General features: G+C 53.9%; 14 protein-coding genes. 8 read left to right on the plus strand and 6 right to left on the minus strand.

The features are described 5' to 3' along the window. Positions 1–56: 56 nt before the first annotated feature. From NSQ73_RS32665 to NSQ73_RS32680, 4 genes are all read left to right on the plus strand, one after another. Positions 57–1,949 carry a cache domain-containing sensor histidine kinase gene (locus NSQ73_RS32665; RefSeq protein WP_042133126.1) on the plus strand — a complete coding sequence of 631 codons (1,893 nt, stop codon included), beginning with the start codon at positions 57–59 and terminating at the stop codon, positions 1,947–1,949. 2 nt (positions 1,950–1,951) lie between these two features. After that, complete coding sequence (locus NSQ73_RS32670; protein WP_340990342.1) at positions 1,952–3,535, plus strand: response regulator; 1,584 nt, start codon at positions 1,952–1,954, stop codon at positions 3,533–3,535. Positions 3,536–3,574: 39 nt separating this feature from the next. Next, a complete protein-coding gene (locus NSQ73_RS32675) occupies positions 3,575–4,378 on the plus strand; it encodes an aminoglycoside N(3)-acetyltransferase (RefSeq protein WP_340990344.1) in 804 nt (267 codons plus the stop codon). 67 nt (positions 4,379–4,445) lie between these two features. Further along, positions 4,446–5,084, plus strand: a complete 639-nt coding sequence (locus NSQ73_RS32680) for a histidine phosphatase family protein (protein WP_042133131.1) — start codon at positions 4,446–4,448, stop codon at positions 5,082–5,084. 452 nt (positions 5,085–5,536) lie between these two features. On the opposite strand, the gene NSQ73_RS32685 is transcribed toward NSQ73_RS32680, so the two are convergent. After that, positions 5,537–6,787, minus strand: a complete 1,251-nt coding sequence (locus tag NSQ73_RS32685) for an MFS transporter (protein ID WP_340990346.1) — start codon at positions 6,785–6,787, stop codon at positions 5,537–5,539. Between the two features lie 5 nt (positions 6,788–6,792). After that, positions 6,793–7,701 carry an ArsR/SmtB family transcription factor gene (locus tag NSQ73_RS32690; RefSeq protein ID WP_340990347.1) on the minus strand — a complete coding sequence of 303 codons (909 nt, stop codon included), beginning with the start codon at positions 7,699–7,701 and terminating at the stop codon, positions 6,793–6,795. 226 nt (positions 7,702–7,927) lie between these two features. On the opposite strand from NSQ73_RS32690, the gene NSQ73_RS32695 reads away from it, so the two are divergent. Both NSQ73_RS32695 and NSQ73_RS32700 read left to right on the plus strand, forming a co-directional pair. Further along, positions 7,928–8,530, plus strand: coding sequence for an RNA polymerase sigma factor (locus NSQ73_RS32695; RefSeq protein WP_340990349.1), 603 nt, complete (start codon positions 7,928–7,930; stop codon positions 8,528–8,530). Beyond that, positions 8,517–9,680, plus strand: coding sequence for a DUF4179 domain-containing protein (locus NSQ73_RS32700; protein ID WP_340990350.1), 1,164 nt, complete (start codon positions 8,517–8,519; stop codon positions 9,678–9,680). The genes NSQ73_RS32695 and NSQ73_RS32700 overlap by 14 nt, the downstream gene beginning before the upstream one ends. An 84-nt stretch (positions 9,681–9,764) precedes the next feature. On the opposite strand, the gene NSQ73_RS32705 is transcribed toward NSQ73_RS32700, so the two are convergent. After that, entirely contained in the window at positions 9,765–15,179 is a 5,415-nt protein-coding gene (locus tag NSQ73_RS32705) for an S-layer homology domain-containing protein (protein WP_340990352.1), read from the minus strand. Between the two features lie 306 nt (positions 15,180–15,485). After that, positions 15,486–16,763 carry a serine--tRNA ligase gene (gene serS / locus NSQ73_RS32710; protein WP_340990353.1) on the minus strand — a complete coding sequence of 426 codons (1,278 nt, stop codon included), beginning with the start codon at positions 16,761–16,763 and terminating at the stop codon, positions 15,486–15,488. 407 nt (positions 16,764–17,170) lie between these two features. Here serS and ssuE point away from each other — a divergent pair, with 407 nt between their 5' ends. Next, positions 17,171–17,725: an NADPH-dependent FMN reductase gene (gene ssuE / locus NSQ73_RS32715; protein ID WP_076248839.1), complete on the plus strand. Its 555-nt coding sequence runs from the start codon at positions 17,171–17,173 to the stop codon at positions 17,723–17,725. Between the two features lie 105 nt (positions 17,726–17,830). On the opposite strand, the gene nrdG is transcribed toward ssuE, so the two are convergent. Next, positions 17,831–18,358 carry an anaerobic ribonucleoside-triphosphate reductase activating protein gene (nrdG, locus tag NSQ73_RS32720; RefSeq protein ID WP_340990354.1) on the minus strand — a complete coding sequence of 176 codons (528 nt, stop codon included), beginning with the start codon at positions 18,356–18,358 and terminating at the stop codon, positions 17,831–17,833. Then, positions 18,355–20,340: an anaerobic ribonucleoside triphosphate reductase gene (locus NSQ73_RS32725; RefSeq protein WP_340990722.1), complete on the minus strand. Its 1,986-nt coding sequence runs from the start codon at positions 20,338–20,340 to the stop codon at positions 18,355–18,357. The genes nrdG and NSQ73_RS32725 overlap by 4 nt, the downstream gene beginning before the upstream one ends. Before the next feature lie 96 nt (positions 20,341–20,436). On the opposite strand from NSQ73_RS32725, the gene NSQ73_RS32730 reads away from it, so the two are divergent. Continuing rightward, positions 20,437–20,562 carry a hypothetical protein gene (locus NSQ73_RS32730; protein ID WP_256704072.1) on the plus strand — a complete coding sequence of 42 codons (126 nt, stop codon included), beginning with the start codon at positions 20,437–20,439 and terminating at the stop codon, positions 20,560–20,562. Positions 20,563–20,592 lie beyond the last annotated feature (30 nt).

Below are 20,592 nucleotides of genomic sequence, written 5' to 3' on the forward strand. Positions count from 1 at the left end.
GGTTATTTTCTAGTAACGGGATCTACAAGGCTCCAGCTATTAACGGAGAGGTGAATATGCGCAAACGAACAGGAGCATTATGGAATTCCTTCCGTTATTGGCTCGGACGGAGATCACTGCAAAGCCGGCTGGTTGTGGCTTATATCTTTATTATTCTGGGACCCAGTCTGCTGGTGTCCTTCTATTCGTACAAGGCCATTAACAATACGTATATGCAGGATGCGATCGAGAAAAACGACTATCTGCTGCAGATGGAGAAGCTGCATGTACTCAATCAGATTGAGGCGATGGAGCGGGCGCTCCAGATGGCGTATAGTGATAAAATCACCCGGGAGTATCTGATCAGCGAAAGTGATCCTACACTCGGAGAGCTGATTGATTACAACACAACCAGCTTCATGAACCTCAGCCAGATCCAGTTCAATAATCCGAATATTGAGCATTTGTACCTGTATTCCAGCAGCAAAAATGTATATGAGATGTGGCCGGTTATTTTCCGTGAGTCCCGGGTCTCCATGGAGCCCTGGTTTCAGAAGGCATTGGAGCTGGAAGGATTGCGGAATCTGTGGTCCTTTCAGAACTCGGATATCGACCTGATGAAGCGCTTCTCGGGGGAAACAGAGCAGGGGCAACCGAAGGTATCGGTGCTGCGGGAGATCAGCATTCCGGCGGGCAATCACATCGGGATGGTTCAGGTAGATATGCTGCTGAGTAAATTCACACCCAAGACGTATACCTCCGTGCAGGATAATGAATCCCAGATGATTCTTGCGGATGATGAGCTGAACCTGTTCACCCGGACAGACAACTCTTTTCTGGAGAATAATAAGGGGCTGACTGCGGCAATCAAAGACCGGCTGGCAGAGTTCGGAAAGACCGGTAAATGGGTGATGGATTATAAGGAGAACGGGAATTCCTTCATGCTGATTCAGGCGCCGCTGGAGCAGATCAATGCTTCTCTGGTCACTGTGGTCTCGATGAAAGGTGTGATGATGGATATTTCGCGTACCCGTAATCTGATTATTGGGGTCAATATCGGCTTCATCTTCCTGGTCACTGCCATTGCTTACGTGCTGAATGCATTCATCCTGAAGAATCTCCGCCGGCTGACCGAAACGATGAAGAGAGTCCGCCGGGGAGAGCCGTATGGAAGTATCCGCGTCAGCGGAGGCGGCGAGGTCGGCGAGCTTGCCCATCACTTCTCCAAGCTGATGAACACAATTAATACGCTGGTGGCTCAGGCTGTCCATAAACAGGCGCTGTCGAAGGAAGCTGAGCTGCGGACGCTGCATAATCAGATCGATGCCCACTTCCTCTACAATACACTGGAGAATATCAAAATGCTGGCGGAGATTGAGAATCAGCGGACGATCTCGGATGCGCTTACCCGGCTTGGCGGCATGATGCGCTATAATTTCAAATGGACGGGTGAATACGTGAAGCTGAAAGACGAGATCCGCCATATCCAGAACTATATAGAGGTTATGAATATAAGATTCGAGCATACCATTAGGCTGGAGCTTAATATTGACAGCGCTTATCTGGAAGTGGAGGTGCTCAAAATGTCGCTGCAGCCGATTGTTGAGAACAGTGTAAAGCATGCGTGGAATGCGGACGGGATAGAGCTCACGGACCGTGTTGTGCGGATCGATATTACGGAGGCCGAGGGGGATATCTTCATCTCGCTGCGCGATAATGGCCTCGGGCTGACGCCGCAGCAGCTGACCCAGCTGCATGAGGCGATTTATGCCAAGGAGGAACCGGGGGCTGACCCTTCGGGAACCAGCAGCGGCGGGTATAAGTCGGGAGGCGTCGGACTGCGCAATGTGCATCAGCGTCTGCAGCTGTTCTATGGTGAAGCCTACGGGCTGGAAGTGCAGAGTGAAGCAGGGAAATGGACAACTGTGTTCATGTCACTGCCCAAAGTTCTATTGACGGGGGATAACTAGCTATGACCAATCTGCTGATCGTGGATGATGAAAAAATGATCCGTCAAGGTCTGAAGGCGATGATCGAACGGGAATATCCGTCTGTCTACAGCATCACGATGGCGGGCAACGGTGCGGAAGCGCTGGAGCTGTACAAGCAGGAGCGGAAGGATGTCATTATTACGGATATCCGGATGCCGATTATGGACGGGATCACGCTGCTGGAACGTTTGTCGGTGGAAGCAGGCAAGGAGGAGCCGCCTGCTGTCATTATTTTAAGCGGCCATGATGATTTCGAATATGCCAAAAGCGCGATCCGCTACCGCGTGAAGGATTATCTGCTGAAGCCGATCCGCCGCGAAGAGCTGTTCGAGATTCTCGAACGGATTGACAAGGAGGGAATGGACCGCCAGTCGAGCAGCCTGCGGCAGAAGCAGGAGGCGGAAGGCTACCGCCGCGAGCTGCGGATTGCCCGCCTGCGGGGGCTTTTGATGCAGCGGGAGGTAGAAGCATCGGCGGCACAGCTGGAGGAGCTGTCGACGCTGCAGATTCCTTTTACAGTAGGCGTGGTCAATTATTATCACCGGGACGGCGCGCGGATGAATCACGGAGAGGTCCAGGGCGTGCTGGAGCGGCTGATCGGACCGCTGGAACATAAATTCACGGAAATTCTGACCGATTGGGACGGGAAGCTTGTACTTGTGGGGAATATGGAGAGCTTCCTGGAGCTGTCCGGTAAGGCTGAGGCCAAAGAACTTAAGCGGCTGCTCATCGGCATCAGCAGTGAGAGCCGGAGTCCGGAGCAGTTCCGTGCCGGTTACATGGAGGCGTACCGGGCGCTGCAGTATACTTTTTTGTCCCCGCAGGCCAGCTTTGTCGACTATAAGGATATCCGCGCCGGGCGCCTGAGCTTCCCTTCCCCGGAGGAGGAGCTGCGCAAGCTGCTTAATATGCTGGGAACCGAGCGGGAGAAGGAGATTAAGACGCTGCTTGGTGTTATTTTTCAGACGGATCATTTGCTGCATCTGGATTTGGATTACCTGGAGAATGTAGGGCGGAGTATTAATGAACGGGTGCTGGATGAAGTGTTCCGTGTGCATGGAGAGGCTTCGGTGGAAGTGCTGAAGCTGTACCGAGCGGTCGGCAACTTGTATAATTTCAGCAATTTCCATGACTATTACCGGGCACTGGAGCATTTGCTCCTTAGTGTGAACGATTATATTATAGGTATAAGATCTGCGCATACCGAGCATGCGGATATGGAAGAAGCGCTGGCGTATATCGAAGCGAATTATGCGCGTCCGCTGAATATGGCTATGGTCAGCAATTATGTCTCGCTCAATTATTCATATTTCAGTGAAGCCTTCAAGGCGTACACCGGGGAGAGCTTTGTGCTGTATCTCAAAAAAGTCCGCATCCGCCACGCCAAGGAGCTGCTGGCTGATCATTCCGTCAAGCTGGCCGGGGTCTCTGAGGCTGTAGGTTTTGAGAACAGCAAGCAATTCGCGCGTGTCTTTAAGGAGCTGGAGGGTATCTCTCCCGGTGAATACCGGGCGAAGCAGCTGATGGAGCGTTATTCGGGGCAGACGGAGGATAAGGAATTTTAAGATATGAACAACGGATGGCTAGAGGCTGGAGGCAACCGAATGGAAGAAGTACAAGGAACACTGATTACCGTAGATACACTTGCCGCCGACTTCCGTAAGCTGGGCGTGCATGAAGGAATGACCCTGCTGCTGCATTCTTCCTTTAAATCACTGGGACAATGGGTGGCCGGTGGTCCGGTTGCCGTTATCCTGGCGCTGGAGAAGGTACTGGGTGAAGAAGGGACGCTCGTTATGCCTACGCAATCCTCGGATCTGACCGATCCGTCAGGCTGGAGCAACCCGCCGGTGCCGGAGGCCTGGTGGCCCGGCATCCGGGAGCATATGCCTGCATATGACCCGGACCTGACCCCGCTTAGAGGGATGGGGGTGATTCCGGACTGCTTCCGCAAGCAGCAAGGCGTCCGGCGCAGCAGCCATCCGATTGACTCTTTTGCCGCTTGGGGGAAGCACCGGGATGTCATAATCGACGGGCATAGCCTGGAGTACGCCTTCGGTGAGCAGTCTCCGCTGGCCCGGATCTATGAGCTGGGAGGAAGCGTGCTGCTGCTTGGCGTAGACAATCTTAATAATACCTCACTGCATCTGGCGGAATACCGGGCAGACTATGCCGGGAAACAGGAAGTCATGGCTGCAGCGCCGATGATGGTGGACGGAGTCAGACGATGGATGGAATTCAGTGATTACAACTGGAACTCGGATGATTTCACGGAGCTGGGCGTGGATTTTGGCCGGGAGACCGGGCTTATTGCCAGCGGCCTTGTGGCCGCATCGGCGGCACAGCTGATTCCGCAGCGGGAGATTGTGGATTACGCGGTGAAGTGGCTGGAACGCAAGCGCACATAAGAGGTGCGGTGGCGTAATTATTATGGATAGAGCAAGAGAGCTATCGTCTTGAGGGGAGCAAAGTTTCATGACTACAACAACGGTGTACATTACCCGGCACGGGCAGACCGAATGGAATGTGCAGAAGCGGATGCAGGGCCATCAGGATTCAGAGCTTACGCCGCTGGGCGTCCAGCAGGCAGAATGGCTAAGCCGCAGCATGCAGCAAGTGGAGCTGGACGCGGTGTACGCGAGCTCTAGTCCCCGGGCGCTGCGGACGGCGGAGATTATCATGGGAGAGCGGGACTTGCCGCTTACGGCCTGCGATGAATTCAAGGAGATCGGCATGGGAGTCTGGGAAGGCCGTGATACCGCAGAGCTGCAGCTTCAGTATCCGGAGCAGCATCAGTTCTTCTGGGGCGACCCGGAGCAGTTCAGTGTAGAGGGCAGTGAGACCTTTGCAGCGGTGCAGGAGCGTGCGCTGGGCAAGCTGCGGGAGATCGCAGACCTCCACGCAGGCGGCTCGGTGCTCATTGTGACGCATACGGTTGTGATTAAGGTGCTTATGGCTTATTTCGAGAGCAGAGCCATGAACAAGCTCTGGGATCTGCCCTACATCTATCCTACCTGTCTGTGCAGAATCGATATCACGGACGGTGTGCCCGAGATTGTGCTTCACGGCGATACCAGTCATTATGAGACCACTGAGGGCGGGATGGAATCCTGATTCAGCAGCACGGACTTCTTAAGAATAACAGGGCGATGTGCATGACGGCATCGCCCTGTTTGACGTGTTGCGCCGGCCGCTTCCTGCGGCTTCGCAGGTGAAGCAGCAGCTGGTTGCGCTGCCCTGTCCGTAGCTCCGTCCAGACTGATGAATTGCTGTACAAATTACAACAATTTGCTTCTGGTAGGCAGCGAATCTGCAATAATCTTGCAGAAAGTGCAACAATCGAGCTCTGACCAGCACGAAATCGGCAAAAATCCTGCAAAAAGTACAACAATGCGCCCCGGAAGGCCCCTTCTGTGCGAAAATTCTGCAGAAAGTACAACATTCAACTTCTAGCCAGCAAAAATTGTAATGCCCGCCGGAAGTCCAGACATTTCACGGAGTTTCGAGCGTGGCCTAGCCCAAAATTATGGAAAACAGAGTTCAGTCTATACAGGTGTATTGCCTGTCTAGGCAACTTCACTTTTCTGCCGCGTGCTCTGTTCCAGCACGGATAAGTCCCCGTCCAGCGCCTTCAGTCCCGGCAAGCGCAGCGCCACTCCAGCATACAGGGCAGGAAGAATTCCTGCGGCCAGCAAAAGAGCAGGCACCCCATAGAGCTCAGCGACCGCTCCTCCTGCCAGGGCGCCGAGCGGTGACAGGCTCCCGCCAATCAGGAACCGGACCGAGTTGACCCGCCCCTGCAGGTGGCCGGGAACCAGCCGTCCATGCAGGGAGGAGCTTAAGGAACCGAAGAAAGGTCCCAGCAGTCCGGCGGCGAATACCGCAAATAGGGCAAAGAAATAGCTGGGGATGAACCCCCACACCATAGTGACGATACCCGATAAGCCCAGGCTGCCGAGCATCACGATACGCCGCTTCGTGATCTCACCCATCAGGGAGATCACACCCAGTCCGGCTAAGTATCCGAGGGCAGAGGCCGTAGACAGCGAGCCCACCGCTGCTGCATCCCGGTGCAGCACCTCGCGGACATAAGGGACCATCATGGTCCATACGGCAATGGAGCTCAGATTGCTGACGGCGGCCATCATCATAATCGTCAGCATGGCGGGGAACTGCCGGTAGAACGAGAAGCCTTCGGCTACCTCCCGCAGATAGAGGGCTGTCGAGAAGCTGCCGGCGGGGGCTGCTGCCGGCTTACCCATGCGAGGCAGCAGTAGCAGAGTGGCTATCGCTGCCGAATAACAAACGGCATTGATGCCGAGTGCCGGCAAGGCCCCGCTGGCTGCGGTCAACACGCCGGCGAGGGCCGGGCCGAGAAGTGCGGCGGCACCCTTGCAGCCGTCGATGATGGCGAAGGCGCGCATCAGCTTGCTGGTGCTTGCGATGCCGGGAATCACGGCCATTGCGGTTGGCATGAACAAGGCGGAGCAGGCTCCGCTGAGACTGGCGGCAGCGAACAAATGCCACAGCTGCAGGTGGCCGGTCAGCCCCATGCCCAGCGGCAGCAGGAGAGCCAGCAGACGCAGCGACGCGAGGCAGGCCATGAACCGGACGCGGGGCAGCCGGTCGGACAAGGGTGAGCCGAGCAGGCGGAGCGCCTGCTCAGGAATCATAGAGCTGAGGGCAAGTGCACCCATAGCCAGCTTGGAGCCAGTCAGCTCATAGACAAGCCATTCCATTGCCAGCAGTCCAAAGGCATCGCCGAAGGCACTCAAGGAAATTGTGGATAATAACCCGTAATAGCTGCGTTTCTGCATAGAACTCACCCCTCCAGATATTCCCCGATTCGTCCGGGCAGGCCGTTCAGCGCCTCAAGGCGCAGGCTGTAGGACGTGTTTTTGCTGGTAGTATGAACAATGACCAGGCCCGCCGCCCGCAGTGCGATCAGATGGTAGTGGATCGTGCTTTTGGACAGGCCGACCTCCTTCACAATCTCAGTGAAATTAAGCTGCCTGCCGGTCAGCAGGCGGAGAATATAGAGCCGCGTCTCATCCGACAGCGCCCGGGTAAGCCGCAGCAGAGCCGGTGCGGGCCGCCCATCTTCCGGAGGAAGAACATCGCAGGAGTAGCTGGTGAACACAAATTCATCAAAAAGCGTGGAGGTTACGAGAGGCCGGGCATGATATTGCGGTGTAATAATAACCTGCTTCAGGGTTTCTGAAGGGTATAGCCGCATACCTGCTGTAGCCGCTTCGTACACCTCCATATCATTCGTGCCGGTCAGCAGCGCTGCCCTTGCACCAGCCTCCTGCTGCAGCCCTTCCATGATGGCCGGATCAATGCTGCTGAAGTACCCCGTATCCCAAGCTCTGATGACTTCAGCGGCAGAGCTTCGCAGCTCGGCCAGGTTGGAGGGGACGGTCTGCCCGAAGCGGCCGGCAATCTCATACAGCTCACCCGGGGAGAGGGCTTCGAACCAGTTCAGGAACCTCTTGACGGTGCGTTCTTCTTCCGGGCAGCTCCATATGTAAGGAGACAGACTGAAGTTATCGGTGAGCTTCATTACTTCTTTCATTTTCTGAAGCATTACGGGGGCGAACCGGATCTGCACCTCGCGAATCCAGGAGATTCCAGCGTCCATAGCATTGTGGTTCTGCTTCCCGATAAAAGCATTTAAGCTGGAGATGCACTCATAGATTGGCGCGAAATCGACTGTTACCTTGTAATCCATAGGGGTACCTGCTTTCTGGAGAAGTGATATTACGGCAGAGATATAATGAACAAATGATAACTATTTTTGATTTAGTTCTATAAATATAGAACTAACTTATTGTTTTATAATAAACGAACACATTTGCGTTTGCAAGGGCTGACTTCACGAGTCTCCAGGATTTTTAAGAGCGCGTGTCACAAAATCAGACTTTTGACAGTTATACAGGCATAGAGGAGGGGGAGCTGTGGATGAAACGGAAATCTGCCGGACGAATAGAGACGCAGAACAGGAGCAGGCGGCAGAGCTGACCATGGAGCAAAGGGTTGAGAAGGTTCAGCTGGGAGATATACAGGCCTTCACTTGGATCATCAGACATTTTCAGCGGCCGATCTACCTGTACTGCTATTACCTGCTGGGTAACCGGGAAGAGGCGGAGGATACGGCTCAGGAGATTTTTATCAGAGCCTTGGAGCGGGCGGGGCAGTACTCGGCAAAGGTCTCTTTCTCGGCCTGGCTGTACACCATTGCACGCAACCATTGCCTGGACCGGATTAAACAGAGGAACAAAGGCTTCAGGCTGCTCTCCATCTACAGGAGCCATCAGCAGCAGGCGGAGTGCGCCGAAGGTTCACGATATACGGAGGTTGTTCATGAACTGCTGGAGAAGCTGAGTATGGAGGAACGGCAAATTCTGCTGCTGAGGGCACTGGAGGAGCATAGCTTTGAGGAAATCGGAACGATTATGGACTTGAAGCCCGGGGCGGTCCGCAAAAAATATGAACGGCTGCGCAAAAAACTCGGACGCCGTCAAAACAGTGGAGGGGTGATCGCTCATGAACCACGCTAACAGGGAGGAAGAAGAACTGGAGCGGATCGGACGGATGGTCCGTGATACACCGGTCCAGATAGATCTGGAAGAACGCATAATGAACCGGTACAAGGACGGGCAGCAGCGGGGAACGAGGACAGAACCAGTCGGACTAAGCAGAAGACGAGGCAGTGTACTTCGAAGAGGTGCAGGCATAGTGGCTGCTGTGCTGCTGCTGTTTCTGCTGATCACGGGGACAGAGTTTATCTCTCCGACGCTGGCCGCGTCCATTAAGCAGATTCCGGGGATGGAGTCGATCTTCAGGCTGGCCGGGGATATGGGGCTGCGGAATGCGGATCAGCAGGGGCTGGCGGCAGTACAGAAACCTGAGCTGAGCGATACCCATGACGGACTAACGCTTATTGTACCTGAAGTGCTGTACGATGGAATTCGCGTATCACTGGGGATCGGGCGCCAAACGGATGTATTGGAGTTCCGGCAGGGGGATGTTAGTGATCTCATGACAGATATTAAGCTGTCGATCAACGGTGAGGATATTAATACCTATGGTCCGCTTGGCAGCAGCGGCGGCGGTTCGTTTGGCCCGTTCTTGCTTCGCGGGAAGGATGCGGATTCAAGGATCATTCAATTCACGGATTTGCAGAATCAGGGGGGGCGGGCTTTCCCGGATGATTTTGAGCTTACGCTTACCATAGACGTACTGGGGATACAGGAGCCTTTTGTAATTAAGCTGCCGGTGCAAAAGAAGACCTACCACAGCATCATTGCAGAGCCGTTAATCCGCCAGAGCTCCGGTATGATTTTCACGCTGGATACTGTTGAGCTTACTCCGATTACAACGAGGATCACCACCCGGCTTGGACGGCCTTCAGGTCAGCCTGTCAATCATAAGGATTTCTTGGGCTATGATCTTGTGGATGATCAGGGCCATGTATTGCGGGAGATCAACGGGTCTACCGGCTGGAATGCCACAGGAGGCAATGTGCTGATCGCTGCTGCTCTATTCGAACCGCTCCAGTATAAGACGGATCATATTACGGTAAAGCCCTTCCGGATATTGTCCATAGACACAGAGGGGAACCAGGAGAAGGAGTATATCCCTGAATTTGAGGTGGAGGTGCAGGTACCGGTATCATTGCCGGATCCGGTGCCATCGCTGGCGAAGTAATCATACCCGTATAGAAAAAGGCGGCACCTGCAGCGCATCATGCGCCGCGGGTACCGCCTTTTCAATGTCTAACTTTGAACCTGGTCAGTTAATGAATTGAAGTGACTTCAAGGTCTTCTCCAGCATCGTAGCGGCTTCCGCACGGGTAGCCAGCTTCGCCGGAGCGAACGCGCCGTCAGGTGTCCCCTGAATGATGCCTTCGGCAGCTATTTCTGCTACTGCTGCTCTGGACCAGTCCGGGATGCCTGCAGCATCACTGAATTTAGCCAGCACTGCCGGATCGGCAGTCAGGGTTTTGCCGGTGTACTTGATGGCTTTGGACAGGACCGCAGCCATTTCCTGGCGGCTGATCGGATTGCCCGGCTTGAAGCTGCCATCCGTATATCCGGTAATCAGACCTGCTGCGGCTGCTGTCTGTACGGCATCAGCATACCATGCGCCTGTGCTGACATCACTGAAGGTGGTTCCTCCGCTTGCGGATGCGAGTCCGAGAGAGCGGGTAATCAGTGCCGCGAATTCTGCCCGCGTGATAGACAGCGAAGGCGAGAAGGCGGTACTGCTGGTGCCGGTAATAATCAGCTTGGAAGCCAGCAGCTCAATGGATGATTGCGCCCAGTGCCCTGTAGTATCACCGAAGGTCTTGGTGGACTTCACAACCGTATAGTAGCTGTTGCTGTTGCGTTTGATCGTCACTTCAGTATCTCCGTCTGAGATGCCGGCGAAGATCGAAGGTACGAAGGACAGCTTGCCGGTAGCCGGGTCATAGGAAACGGCTGTTGCCCCTTGAGAACTCAACGCTCCCGTCGCAGTAATAGTCCGCTTCACGTAGGTGCTGCCGAAGCTGTTCAGCGGCACACTTTTATTACCGGCCTCAGCGGTAACCGAGAATTCAATGACCGGTGCGGCCAGAGTGACGGAGCCAGCCTGCGCTGCGATAGCCTTATTCAGACTGTCGAGCGTGGCGGTAGCCGCCTGGAGCAGAGAAACTGTAACCGTAAAGTCACTGGTACCAAGCTGGGCAGCCAGTGCCGTTCCGTTAATAAGGCTCAGCGGCAGCGAATAGGATGCTCCGCCGGTAGAGGTGAAAGTCAGCACTGTATTTGGTTTCGCAGCAGCCTGCTGAACCAGCACACTGCCCGGCAGTACAACTTGAGCACCGCCTGCTGAAGCCGTAAGCGGGATGATCAGCTCACTGGTGCCGGCAGGCAGGGCTGCGAGCTGTGCAGTCAGGTCAGCTGCGGTAATCGTTGTTACCTGCGGCGGCACTGCTGCTGTGGCAGTAGCTGTTGGACTAGGTGATGGTGTTGCAGTTGGTACCGTTGTTCCCGGACCTCCACCTGAACCTGAAGTCGGTGCCGGTGTTGGTGTAGGAGTCGGTGCCGCACCTTTCAGGTCTGTGATGCGTCCTTCAATGCTGGAAATCACCGGATTATGGCTCTTCAGGTAGGCTAACAGGACTTCGAAGTCTGGTAGACCCAGCTCATAATACCGTCCGTCTGCTTTGGCTGAAGCCAGCGCACGGTAGAAGTCGCCGCCTCCTGCCATGAAGGAGTTCGTGGACAGGATGTAGTAGGCTGCCGGATCAACAGGCAAGTAGGAACCGTCCGCCTGCTTAATATCAACGGAAACAATTCTTTCGCCAGCCTGAGTTACTTTGTTGGTTAATGAATCTACAATCTCCGGCTTTTTGGTCGAATCATACGTGTATCTCATACCGGAGACGTGTGCGAACCGGCCCTGGTCGGAGCTGATTCCGCTGACCGCATTCTCCAGTGAGGAGATGATTTCAGCACCGGTTACTTTAAGTGCGGCAAGGCCGTTACCGAAAGGCAGGGTGGTCAGCACTTCGCCCATTGTAATGTCACCAACATTGATGGCCTCACGTATCCCGCCGCCGTTCTGGATAGCAACAACACCCTTGATGGAGGCGCGGTCGCTGGCCGAAACGAAGCTCGGCAGGAGTTCTGTGACTTTCTCCGCGATGCTGTCGGCAATCATATTCCCGATGGGTGTTTCTTCACTGCGTACAACACGTGTCGATTTGCCATTGATCATGCGGTAAGTGTAGAGATCGACATTGGTGTAGCCTACAACCGTACTCCGGACAGTTGCTAATTCGGCATCGTATGGAGCAAGGAGTGCGCTAGCCGCAGCGTCTGGACCAAACAGGTTAACGTCCAGCAGTTTGCCTTTGTAAGTCTTGATTTCACCGTCTTTGTCGAAGGTGACGTCAAGCTCACCGAGGAACTGACTGTACTCACCGGTCTGCACAATCAGTACATTCTTGCCGGTGCCTACATTAACGATTGGTGTTGGAGGATTATCCACCTTCGTATGTGAATGTCCGCCGACGATGATATCAATACCCGGAACGGCCTTGGCCAGTTCCTGATCAACGGTGTAACCCAGATGGGTGACCGCGATAATCTTGTTGATCCCTTGCGCCTCCAGGGCCTCAACTGTCTTCTTTGCACTTTCTATATGATTCTTGAAAATGATCTTATCACCTGGCGAAGATAATCCGACCGTGTCCTCGGTAGTCAGGCCGAAGATACCAATCTTTTCGCCGTAGACATCCTTGATGACCGATGGATAGATGTTTCCGTCCTTGGCCGTACTCTGGGCCTCATCAGTTTCAAGTGTTCCGGTCATCTCATGATAGAGATCCGCAAGCTCACTGTTATTCGTGGTGAAGTCGATATTGGAGCTGGCAAACGGGAACCGGGCGGCCGTTACGAAATTCTTCAGCACTTCCGGTTGTTCCTTGTTCATATCGAATTCATGGTTACCGAAGGTCATCACATCATAGCCGATGTTATTCATGAACTTGATATCTGCCTGGCCCTTGAACTGATTGAAATATAAGGTTCCGGAAAAGACGTCACCTGCATCCAGCAGTACAGTATTGCCTGTCCGTTCGCTGCTGGTAGCTGAAGTGCGCTTCGCCACATTCTCTAAATGACCGTGAGTATCATTGGTATGCAGTACCCGCAGATTGAAATCCTCCGTAGCAAAGTCAATTTGTGCGAGCAGCGGATCATGGTCACTGATCCGGATATCGGCCGGGAATTCAGTGCCTGTAGGATAATCTCCTGGATCAGCAAAGTCCGAGTTGATATGCACGATGTCGAGTGTGGTGTCCGACGCCAGTCTATTGTTGACGAGGATATGATCCAGCGTCTGTGAATTGCCTTGGAATACGTAGGAGTAACGTTCGTTCAGCGGCAGGGTATTTACGAGATTGGTTAGCGCGCTGCCTTTGAGAATATTCAGCGTATTGGAAAACTGGAAGTCATTCAAATCGCCGAGTACGACGATATTGGCATCCGCATTCTCTTGGAGCACGTCCTCTACGAAACCGTTGACGACCTTGGCGATCTTGGCCCGCTGGACTTCCGTGGTGAAGACCGGAGGCTGAACGGAGCCGAAGAGGTAATTGTCGCTGCTCTTGGAATTGAAATGGTTGGCGATCACGATCACATCATTGCCTTCGAAAGTAAACTCGGCAGCCACTGGCTTACGCGAATCAATGAAGGCTTCGTTCGTAGGATCGATGCGTCCGGGATTTACACTAAGACCGGAGGTCTTGCTGTAGGTGACGGATTCAGTGGAAGTTCCTTTTGTTTTTTCGCTATCCTTCAGTGCAACGCGGTTCGTATTGTACAGGAAGCCCGAGCGGATATTGCCTTCCTTAACGCCGCCGTCCTGATTATTCTCTGGAGCGATGTCGGTGTAGGCATAAGCGGATGCACCGCCGTCGATGTCTTCAATGGCAGCAATCAGTGCTTCGAAGCTCTCATTAGCCTCGGTAACGCCAGTGCCCGTACCATTATTATCCTGCACTTCGGTCAGACCGATAATGTCCGGCGTTTTGAGATTGTTTACGATATCCTTGGCTACATTTTCGATCTTCTTGGGATCGTTAAGTTTAGAGAAGTTCTCAATATTAAAGGAAGCAATATTTAGTTTGCCTTCTGCATTGGAAGAGAGAGAAGTCACTTCTCTTTGCAGTTTGCTGGGTGAGACATCCGGCAATGTGCCAGTTTCCGTGGAAATCAGGAATTTGCCGTAATCATAGTTCATAATACCGGTAATGTTGCTTGTGAACTGCTGGCCTGTGGTGAGCACCGGTGCAGATTTCACGGAGAGGATCAGGCGCTGGGGATTGAAGTCCGCACCAGTCAGCACCAAGCCGCCCGCAGCAGAAGTGACTTCAGTCGTGTTGGCTGTTCCGTTAACTGTAACCACAGGGATTTCGAACGTGCTGCTGGAAGCATAATAGACAGCAGGGCCCACAGTGGTTGGTTTGGTAAGCTCCAGACGCATGCCTTCCAGACTTTCGTAGAAGTCGATGGCATCCGTGGTCGGGTCGAATTTGGCGAACTTATCATCATCGATAACCGTAGTCGGTACCACTCGTCCGCCAGTACCAAGAAGAGTTACTGCCGGAAGCGGATTGCCGCTGCTGAGAACAGTAGTCTTGCTGGCGGCGATTTCCGTAGTCGTCAATTGTCCGGAGAAGCCATATTCCTGGACTATGCCGTCTACTGTAACGGAGTCGCCTACTTTAACAGTGCTGCTGCCTCCCTTTTGATAGATTAGGATCGCTTCCGAGGTGGAAACATCCGCATCCATATCGGCTGCAGCGGATTGAATATAGAAACTATCCGCATCCTTAATGTAAGTGACAATACCTTTGACATTACTAACGAGGCCGTCAAGGTAAGGGGATGTATGCCCTGCGCCTTGAATCTGGCTGATCTTCAGATTGTCCAGTACAGCAGATACAGTGTATTTAAAAGTTGCTGTTGGACCATTCTCTAAATCGGGTAATGAAGAGTAGGCTTTAATGGTGAGAGTATTATAGCTGGAACTTACAGGGATAGGCGCATCATATAATTTATTATCAATCTCTGCGATAGTACTGTCGTTAGCATACACGCTGTAGTATACGCTTGCCGTTACTGAAGTACTTAATGTAATAGCAGAGCCTATGCCTATCTTGGAGCCGGAGGCAGGGGAGGCAGTAACAGGCGGAGCCTGGTTCTCACTGTAGAGGGTAACACTGGAAGTGTTTCTAACTCCGGGAACGTTGAAGTAAGTGTCTCTTGTTCCTGTAACCACAATCTGCGTTCCAATCAGCGAAGGATTCGATTTCAAACCGAATTCTGACCGGATGTAGGCAGGTGTATTCGGGAGCTGGACCGGCATGATTTTGGAACTATCCGTTTCTCCCGGCTGATCTGCTATAGCCAAATTTGTGTCAGCGGCAAGGTCCGTAGAAGAATATGAAGGACCGTTTGAGGTATACCCTACTACATAACCTGTGACTACGATAGCTTCGCTAGGTGACTTTGCAATAGCAGCTGTTACAGTTAATGGAGCATCTGCGGAAGCCATACCGGAGCCTAACGATAATCCCGGGAATATCCCGGTCAAGAGCAGTGCAACCGCTAGGAATAGACTAAACGGTCTCCTGCATTGTGAAGAAAGTTTCATGTAAGTATACCTCCCCATAAAATATCATTTCCACTTAAATATAATAGAGATAATAGGTTTCCAAAGCAATTTTTCGTCAAAATTTGTTAATAGTGCATAAATTAATAGGAAGAATTCCTAAAATATTTTAAAATTTAAGGAAAATTATGAGGAATACAGCGGAATTTCCTGAAAACTATGTAAACTTAATGTTAATGCAATGTAAAGTATGAAAGATAATAGAAACGGCCCCGCTGCCCATTGAAGGAGGCGAGGCCGTTAATGATACCGTCCTTATAAGGACGGCAAAGCCGTTTCCACTTGTTTCTATAACATCAGCTTATCTGCACCGCCCATGTAAGGCCGCAGTGCCTGCGGGATATAGACCGATCCATCTTCCTGCTGATGATTCTCCAGCAACGGAATCAGAATGCGCGGCGTAGCTACCGCCGTGTTGTTCAGGGTATGGCAGTACTGCAGCCGCCCGTCTTCATCACGGTAGCGGATACCTGAGCGGCGGGCCTGGAAGTCGAGCAGATTCGAGGCCGAGTGGGTCTCGCCGAAGGCTTCTCTGCTGGGCATCCAGGTCTCAATGTCATATTGCTTATGTGTCTTCATCGCCATGTCGCCGCTGCAGACGGCCACTACCCGGTAAGGGAGCTCCAGCAGCTGGAGAATATGCTCGGCATTGCCGAGAATCTCCTGCAGCATCCGCTCCGACTCTCCGGGATCGTTCCGGCACATCACCACCTGTTCGATCTTCGAGAACTGGTGCACACGGTACAGCCCGCGTACATCGCGGCCTGCCGAGCCTACCTCGCGGCGGAAGCAGGCCGACATTCCGGCGAGCCGCAGCGGCGTTTCAAGATCGAGAATCTCATCGCTGTACAGCGAGACCAGCGACACCTCCGAGGTGCCGGCGAGCCAGCGTTTTTCTCCCGTGAGCTCATAGGTCTGATCCATGCCGCCCGGGAAGAACCCGGTCCGCTCCAGCGCTTCCGGCCGGACGATTACCGGCACATCCATCACGGTGAAGCCGCGCTGCATCAGCACATCCAGCGCCAGCCGCTGTACGGCCAGATGCAGGAGCAGCCCGGCCCCCTTCAGCACATAGCTGCGGGGTCCGCCGGCTTTGACGCCGCGCGGGATGTCTAGGATGCCGTGCAGCTCTCCGAGCTCGACATGGTCACGCGCGCTGAAGCCGAACACCGGCGGCGCGCCATGCCGCCGCAGCTCCACATTCGCGCTGTCATCCGGCCCGATCGGCGTATCGGCCGATATGAGGTTCGGCGCGAGCAGCAGCAGCTCGCCGCAGCGGCGCTCCGCCTCCAACAACTCCGCCTCCAGTGCGGTCAGCTGGGCATTGATCTCCCGCACCTGCTCTTTCGCTTGTTCTCCGCCTGTAGCATCGCCCTGGCGCAGCAGGCGCTCAACCTCTTTGGTCAGCGCATTGCGCTCTGCCCGGCGCTGCTCGGTTTCCCGGCGGGCAACCCGCCGCCGGTCATCCCATTCCAGCAGCTCCGCAAGCGGGAACGCTACCTTTTTCCACTCTGCCGTCTTCCGTACAATGTCCTCATTCTCCCTGATCCAGTTCATGTCCAGCATGCCGCTATCGCTCCTTTTGTGTTAAAAAAATGCAAAAAACGCCCTCATCCATGGGACGAGGAGCGTCAGCTCGCGGTGCCACCCAGGTTGACCCCATTCCGGTAAAACAGCTGTAAAGCACGGAATAAGGCCCTCTTTGGTCTTCGCGGTAACGGGCGAAACCCGGTAAACTTAGGGAACAGGAGAATTGCTCCGGTCGCAGACGCCTCGCGGTTGGATGCCGGTCATTGGCCTGGTCGGGATATAGGTTTGCCGTTTATTATAACCAGAGAAGGGCCGGGTTGCAAGCACATTTGAGGTTTGACAATATTCCCTGTACTCTGCTAGGATTATTACTAATTTAAAGTATTTGTGTCCGGCACAGCAGCCCGGCATATCTTATAAAAGCGGACGGAAGAGGTGCGGAAGTGGCCAAAATAGTGGTAATTAACGGTACGCCATCCCTGGTATCCCGAATCAATGCGGTGATCGAATATGCGGAGGGGGATCTGCGGGAACGCGGGTTTGAAGTGGAACGGATTAATGTAGCGGAGCTTCCGGCGGAGGATCTGATTCATACCAGGTTTGAGAGCGAAGCCATCGTCAAAGCGAATGGCCTGGTGGCTGAAGCGGATGCGGTGATCGTCGTCAGTCCGGTGTACAAAGCTTCCTATACGGGAGTGCTGAAGACCTTCCTGGATCTGGTTCCGCAAAAAGGGCTGGCCGGCAAAATCGTGCTGCCGCTCTTCATGGGCGGCAGCCTGGCCCATCTGCTTGCGATCGACTATGCGCTGAAGCCGGTGCTGTCTGTGCTGGGCGCCCGGCATATTCTTGGCGGAGTCTACGCGGTAGACTCGCAGGCTGTGCGCAACGACCAGGGTGTCGTTGAGCTGGCCGAGGAGCTGAAGCTGCGGCTGAACAGCGTGCTGGAGGAGCTGGCGGACGAGACAGCGCATAAGGCGGCACGTAAGTCGGGAGAGTAGGCGTAAGATATCACCCTCCTGAGGAACATAAAAGGGCACTAAACCACCGGAATGCGGTAGTTTAGTGCCCTTTTTGCTGGGTGTAAGCCCGGCTTTTACCGTGATTTATGCCCTTTGAAAGCTTAGCGCAGGCTCCCAAAGTATAACCGTATCTCCGGCAAGACTTGCCGGGATATCTATAATCCGCTGGTTGCTGCTTCCCCGGTAGGGGAGAGTGGTATCTTTGAGTTCCTCTACAAATCGTCCGTCAATGACCACCTGGCACAGGGCCAGCAGATTCCATTCCGGAGAACCGGGGGAAGCCGTCAGCTCCTCGTACGTATAACCGGTATAGATCCAGACCGGGAAGCCCGGCAGCTCGGCGCGGAGCTCATGGATGAAGTCAGCCGCTCCCTCTGCCGAGAAAAAAGGGTCCCCGCCTGCCAGAGTCAAGCCGTCCAGCAGCGGATTATCTGCTATCTCGGTGATAATCTCGCGCCTGCGCTCCGGAGTGAAGACCTCTCCATAATTGAAGTTCCAGGTCTTCGGGTTGAAGCATCCGGGGCAGCGGTGGCGGCATCCGCTGAAGAAGAGGACCGCCCGCAATCCCTCTCCTTCATTGATCGACTCCGGATAATATCCGCAGATGTTCATAGATGCTTAACGCGGTCCCGTACTTCGGCTTGCTTGGCGGCATTGAAGCGGGTCTGATAGTCGCCGGTCAGATATCCGGTTACCCGGCGCAGCCGGCGGATATGCGTTGTATCTTCATGAGCGCCGCAGGATGGGCAAGTCGTGCCGATTACACCTTCGTGGCCGCAGCCGGAGCAGCGGTCGATCGGGTGGTTGATGCTGAAATAGCTGATGTCCTGCTCCAGCGCGTATTTGATGATTTTGACGAATGCTGCAGGGTTGCTGCGGGCGTTGCCGTTCAGCTCTACATAAGAGATCGCTCCAGCGTTGCAATATTCATGGAATGGAGCTTCCAGGCTGATCTTCTTGGCTGCGCTCAGGTCGTAATAGACCGGAATGTGGAATGAATTCGTATAGTATTCACGGTCCGTTACACCCGGGATGGAACCGAGAACCTTGCGGTCTATCTTGGTGAACTTGCCGGAGAGACCTTCGGCAGGCGTAGCGAATAGAGTAATGTTCAGATCCAGCTCTTCGCTCTTGCGGTCGCAGTATTCACGCATGTGGCGGACAATAGCCACCGCCTTGGCATGGACCTCCATATCTTCGCCATGGTGTTTGCCGTACATAGCCTTCATGCACTCGGCCATACCGATGAAACCAAGGGACAGGCTGCCGTGCTTCAGAAGTTCACCTACGCTGTCTTCCGGTGCAAGCTGTTCGCCGCCTTCCCAGACGCCTTCACGCATCATGAAATCGGAGGCTTTGGCTTTCTGGGAAGCCTGAATGCGGAACCGGTGCAACAGGCCGTCCAGCGCAACATCCATATAATGATTAAGATCTTCGAAGAAGCCTTCCTCATCAGCGGCAAGGCGGCGGCCGGTTACTGTGCCGTAAGCCAGACCAAGACGTACAAGGTTAAGCGTATTGAATGAAAGGTTGCCTTTGCCCGAGCAGTGATTGCGCCCGAAGCGGTCGCCCAGAACACGTGTCCGGCAGCCCATCGTAGCAAATTCAGTATCCGGATCGGTTGGATCGTAGTACTGCATATTCAGCGGAGCATCCAGATTGGCGAAGTTCGGATACAGCCGGCGTGCAGAGCACTCTGCCGCTTTCAGGAACAGCTCATAGTTAGGATCACCAGGCTGCTGGTTGACACCCTGTTTGCACTTGAAGATCTGAATCGGGAACACCGGTGTTTCTCCGCTGCCAAGTCCGTTCATAGTAGCAGTTAAGAGGGAGCTGATCACCAGTTGGCCCTCCGGAGAGGTGCAGGTTCCGTAGTTGATACTGGTAAAAGGAATCTGGCCGCCCGAGCGGCTGGACATGGTATTCAGGTTATGTACCATGCTCTCCGCAGCCTGAAGGGTTTCAATTTCTGTCTCTTTCAGGGCGAAACGGAAGGCACGCGGATACTTCTCTTCCAGATCGCTGCGGGTCATAGTGACCTCTCCGAGCGCTTCGCCGGCGGTACCTTCCTCGAAATATTCCATTCCTTTGCGGAACAGCTTAGCGAAGGATTTAGTGACATAAGGCGCCAGATCGTAATCCAGCTTGTTGGCGGATACGCCGCCGTACTGGGCATTCTGCTGGGACTGGAAAATAATCGCCACCAGCGACATAGCCGTCATAATCGAATTCGGAGGGCGGACGCTGCCGTTGCCGGTATTGAAGCCTTCGCGGAGCAGACGTTCAAACGGGATAAAGATGCAGTTGGTTGTTCCGATGGCATATTGATCCAGGTCATGTACATATACAACATTATCTTCAATAGCCTGCACGAGCTGTGGCGGCATCGTGAAATTGCGGGCGTACCACTTGGAATATTCACTGCCGAATTTGCTCATCTTGCCGGAGAAGCTCTCCCCGTTCAAGTTGGCGTTCTCGCGCAGCAGATCCAAATCCCGGCTGTCGATAATATCCCGTCCCAAATGAATAACTTCTTCCAAAAGAACTTCCTGTGCAGCTTGTCCTTCGTTATATCGTTTCTCCAGCAGCGTCATTGTATAGCTCTCTCCTCTCGGTATCGTAAGCGTGAAGCGTGTGCTCCATGACATCAGTAAAAAGGCATCTCCAGCCGGGAGGCGGGAAATGCCCGAATGCGTATTGCAAATATCCGAAACAGCGGACATTTGCCGGTGGTCTATGTGGAAAATACGAACGGGCACAGGGCTTGTCCTGTTCTGGAACCTGTTCTTGTACCTTCCGCAGAAGCCGATACCTGAGGACGATATTCTATCGTCCTCAGGTATCGG

The sequence above is a fragment of the Paenibacillus sp. FSL R10-2736 genome, assembly GCF_038000245.1.
GTDB classification, from domain to species: domain Bacteria; phylum Bacillota; class Bacilli; order Paenibacillales; family Paenibacillaceae; genus Paenibacillus_AQ; species Paenibacillus_AQ phytohabitans.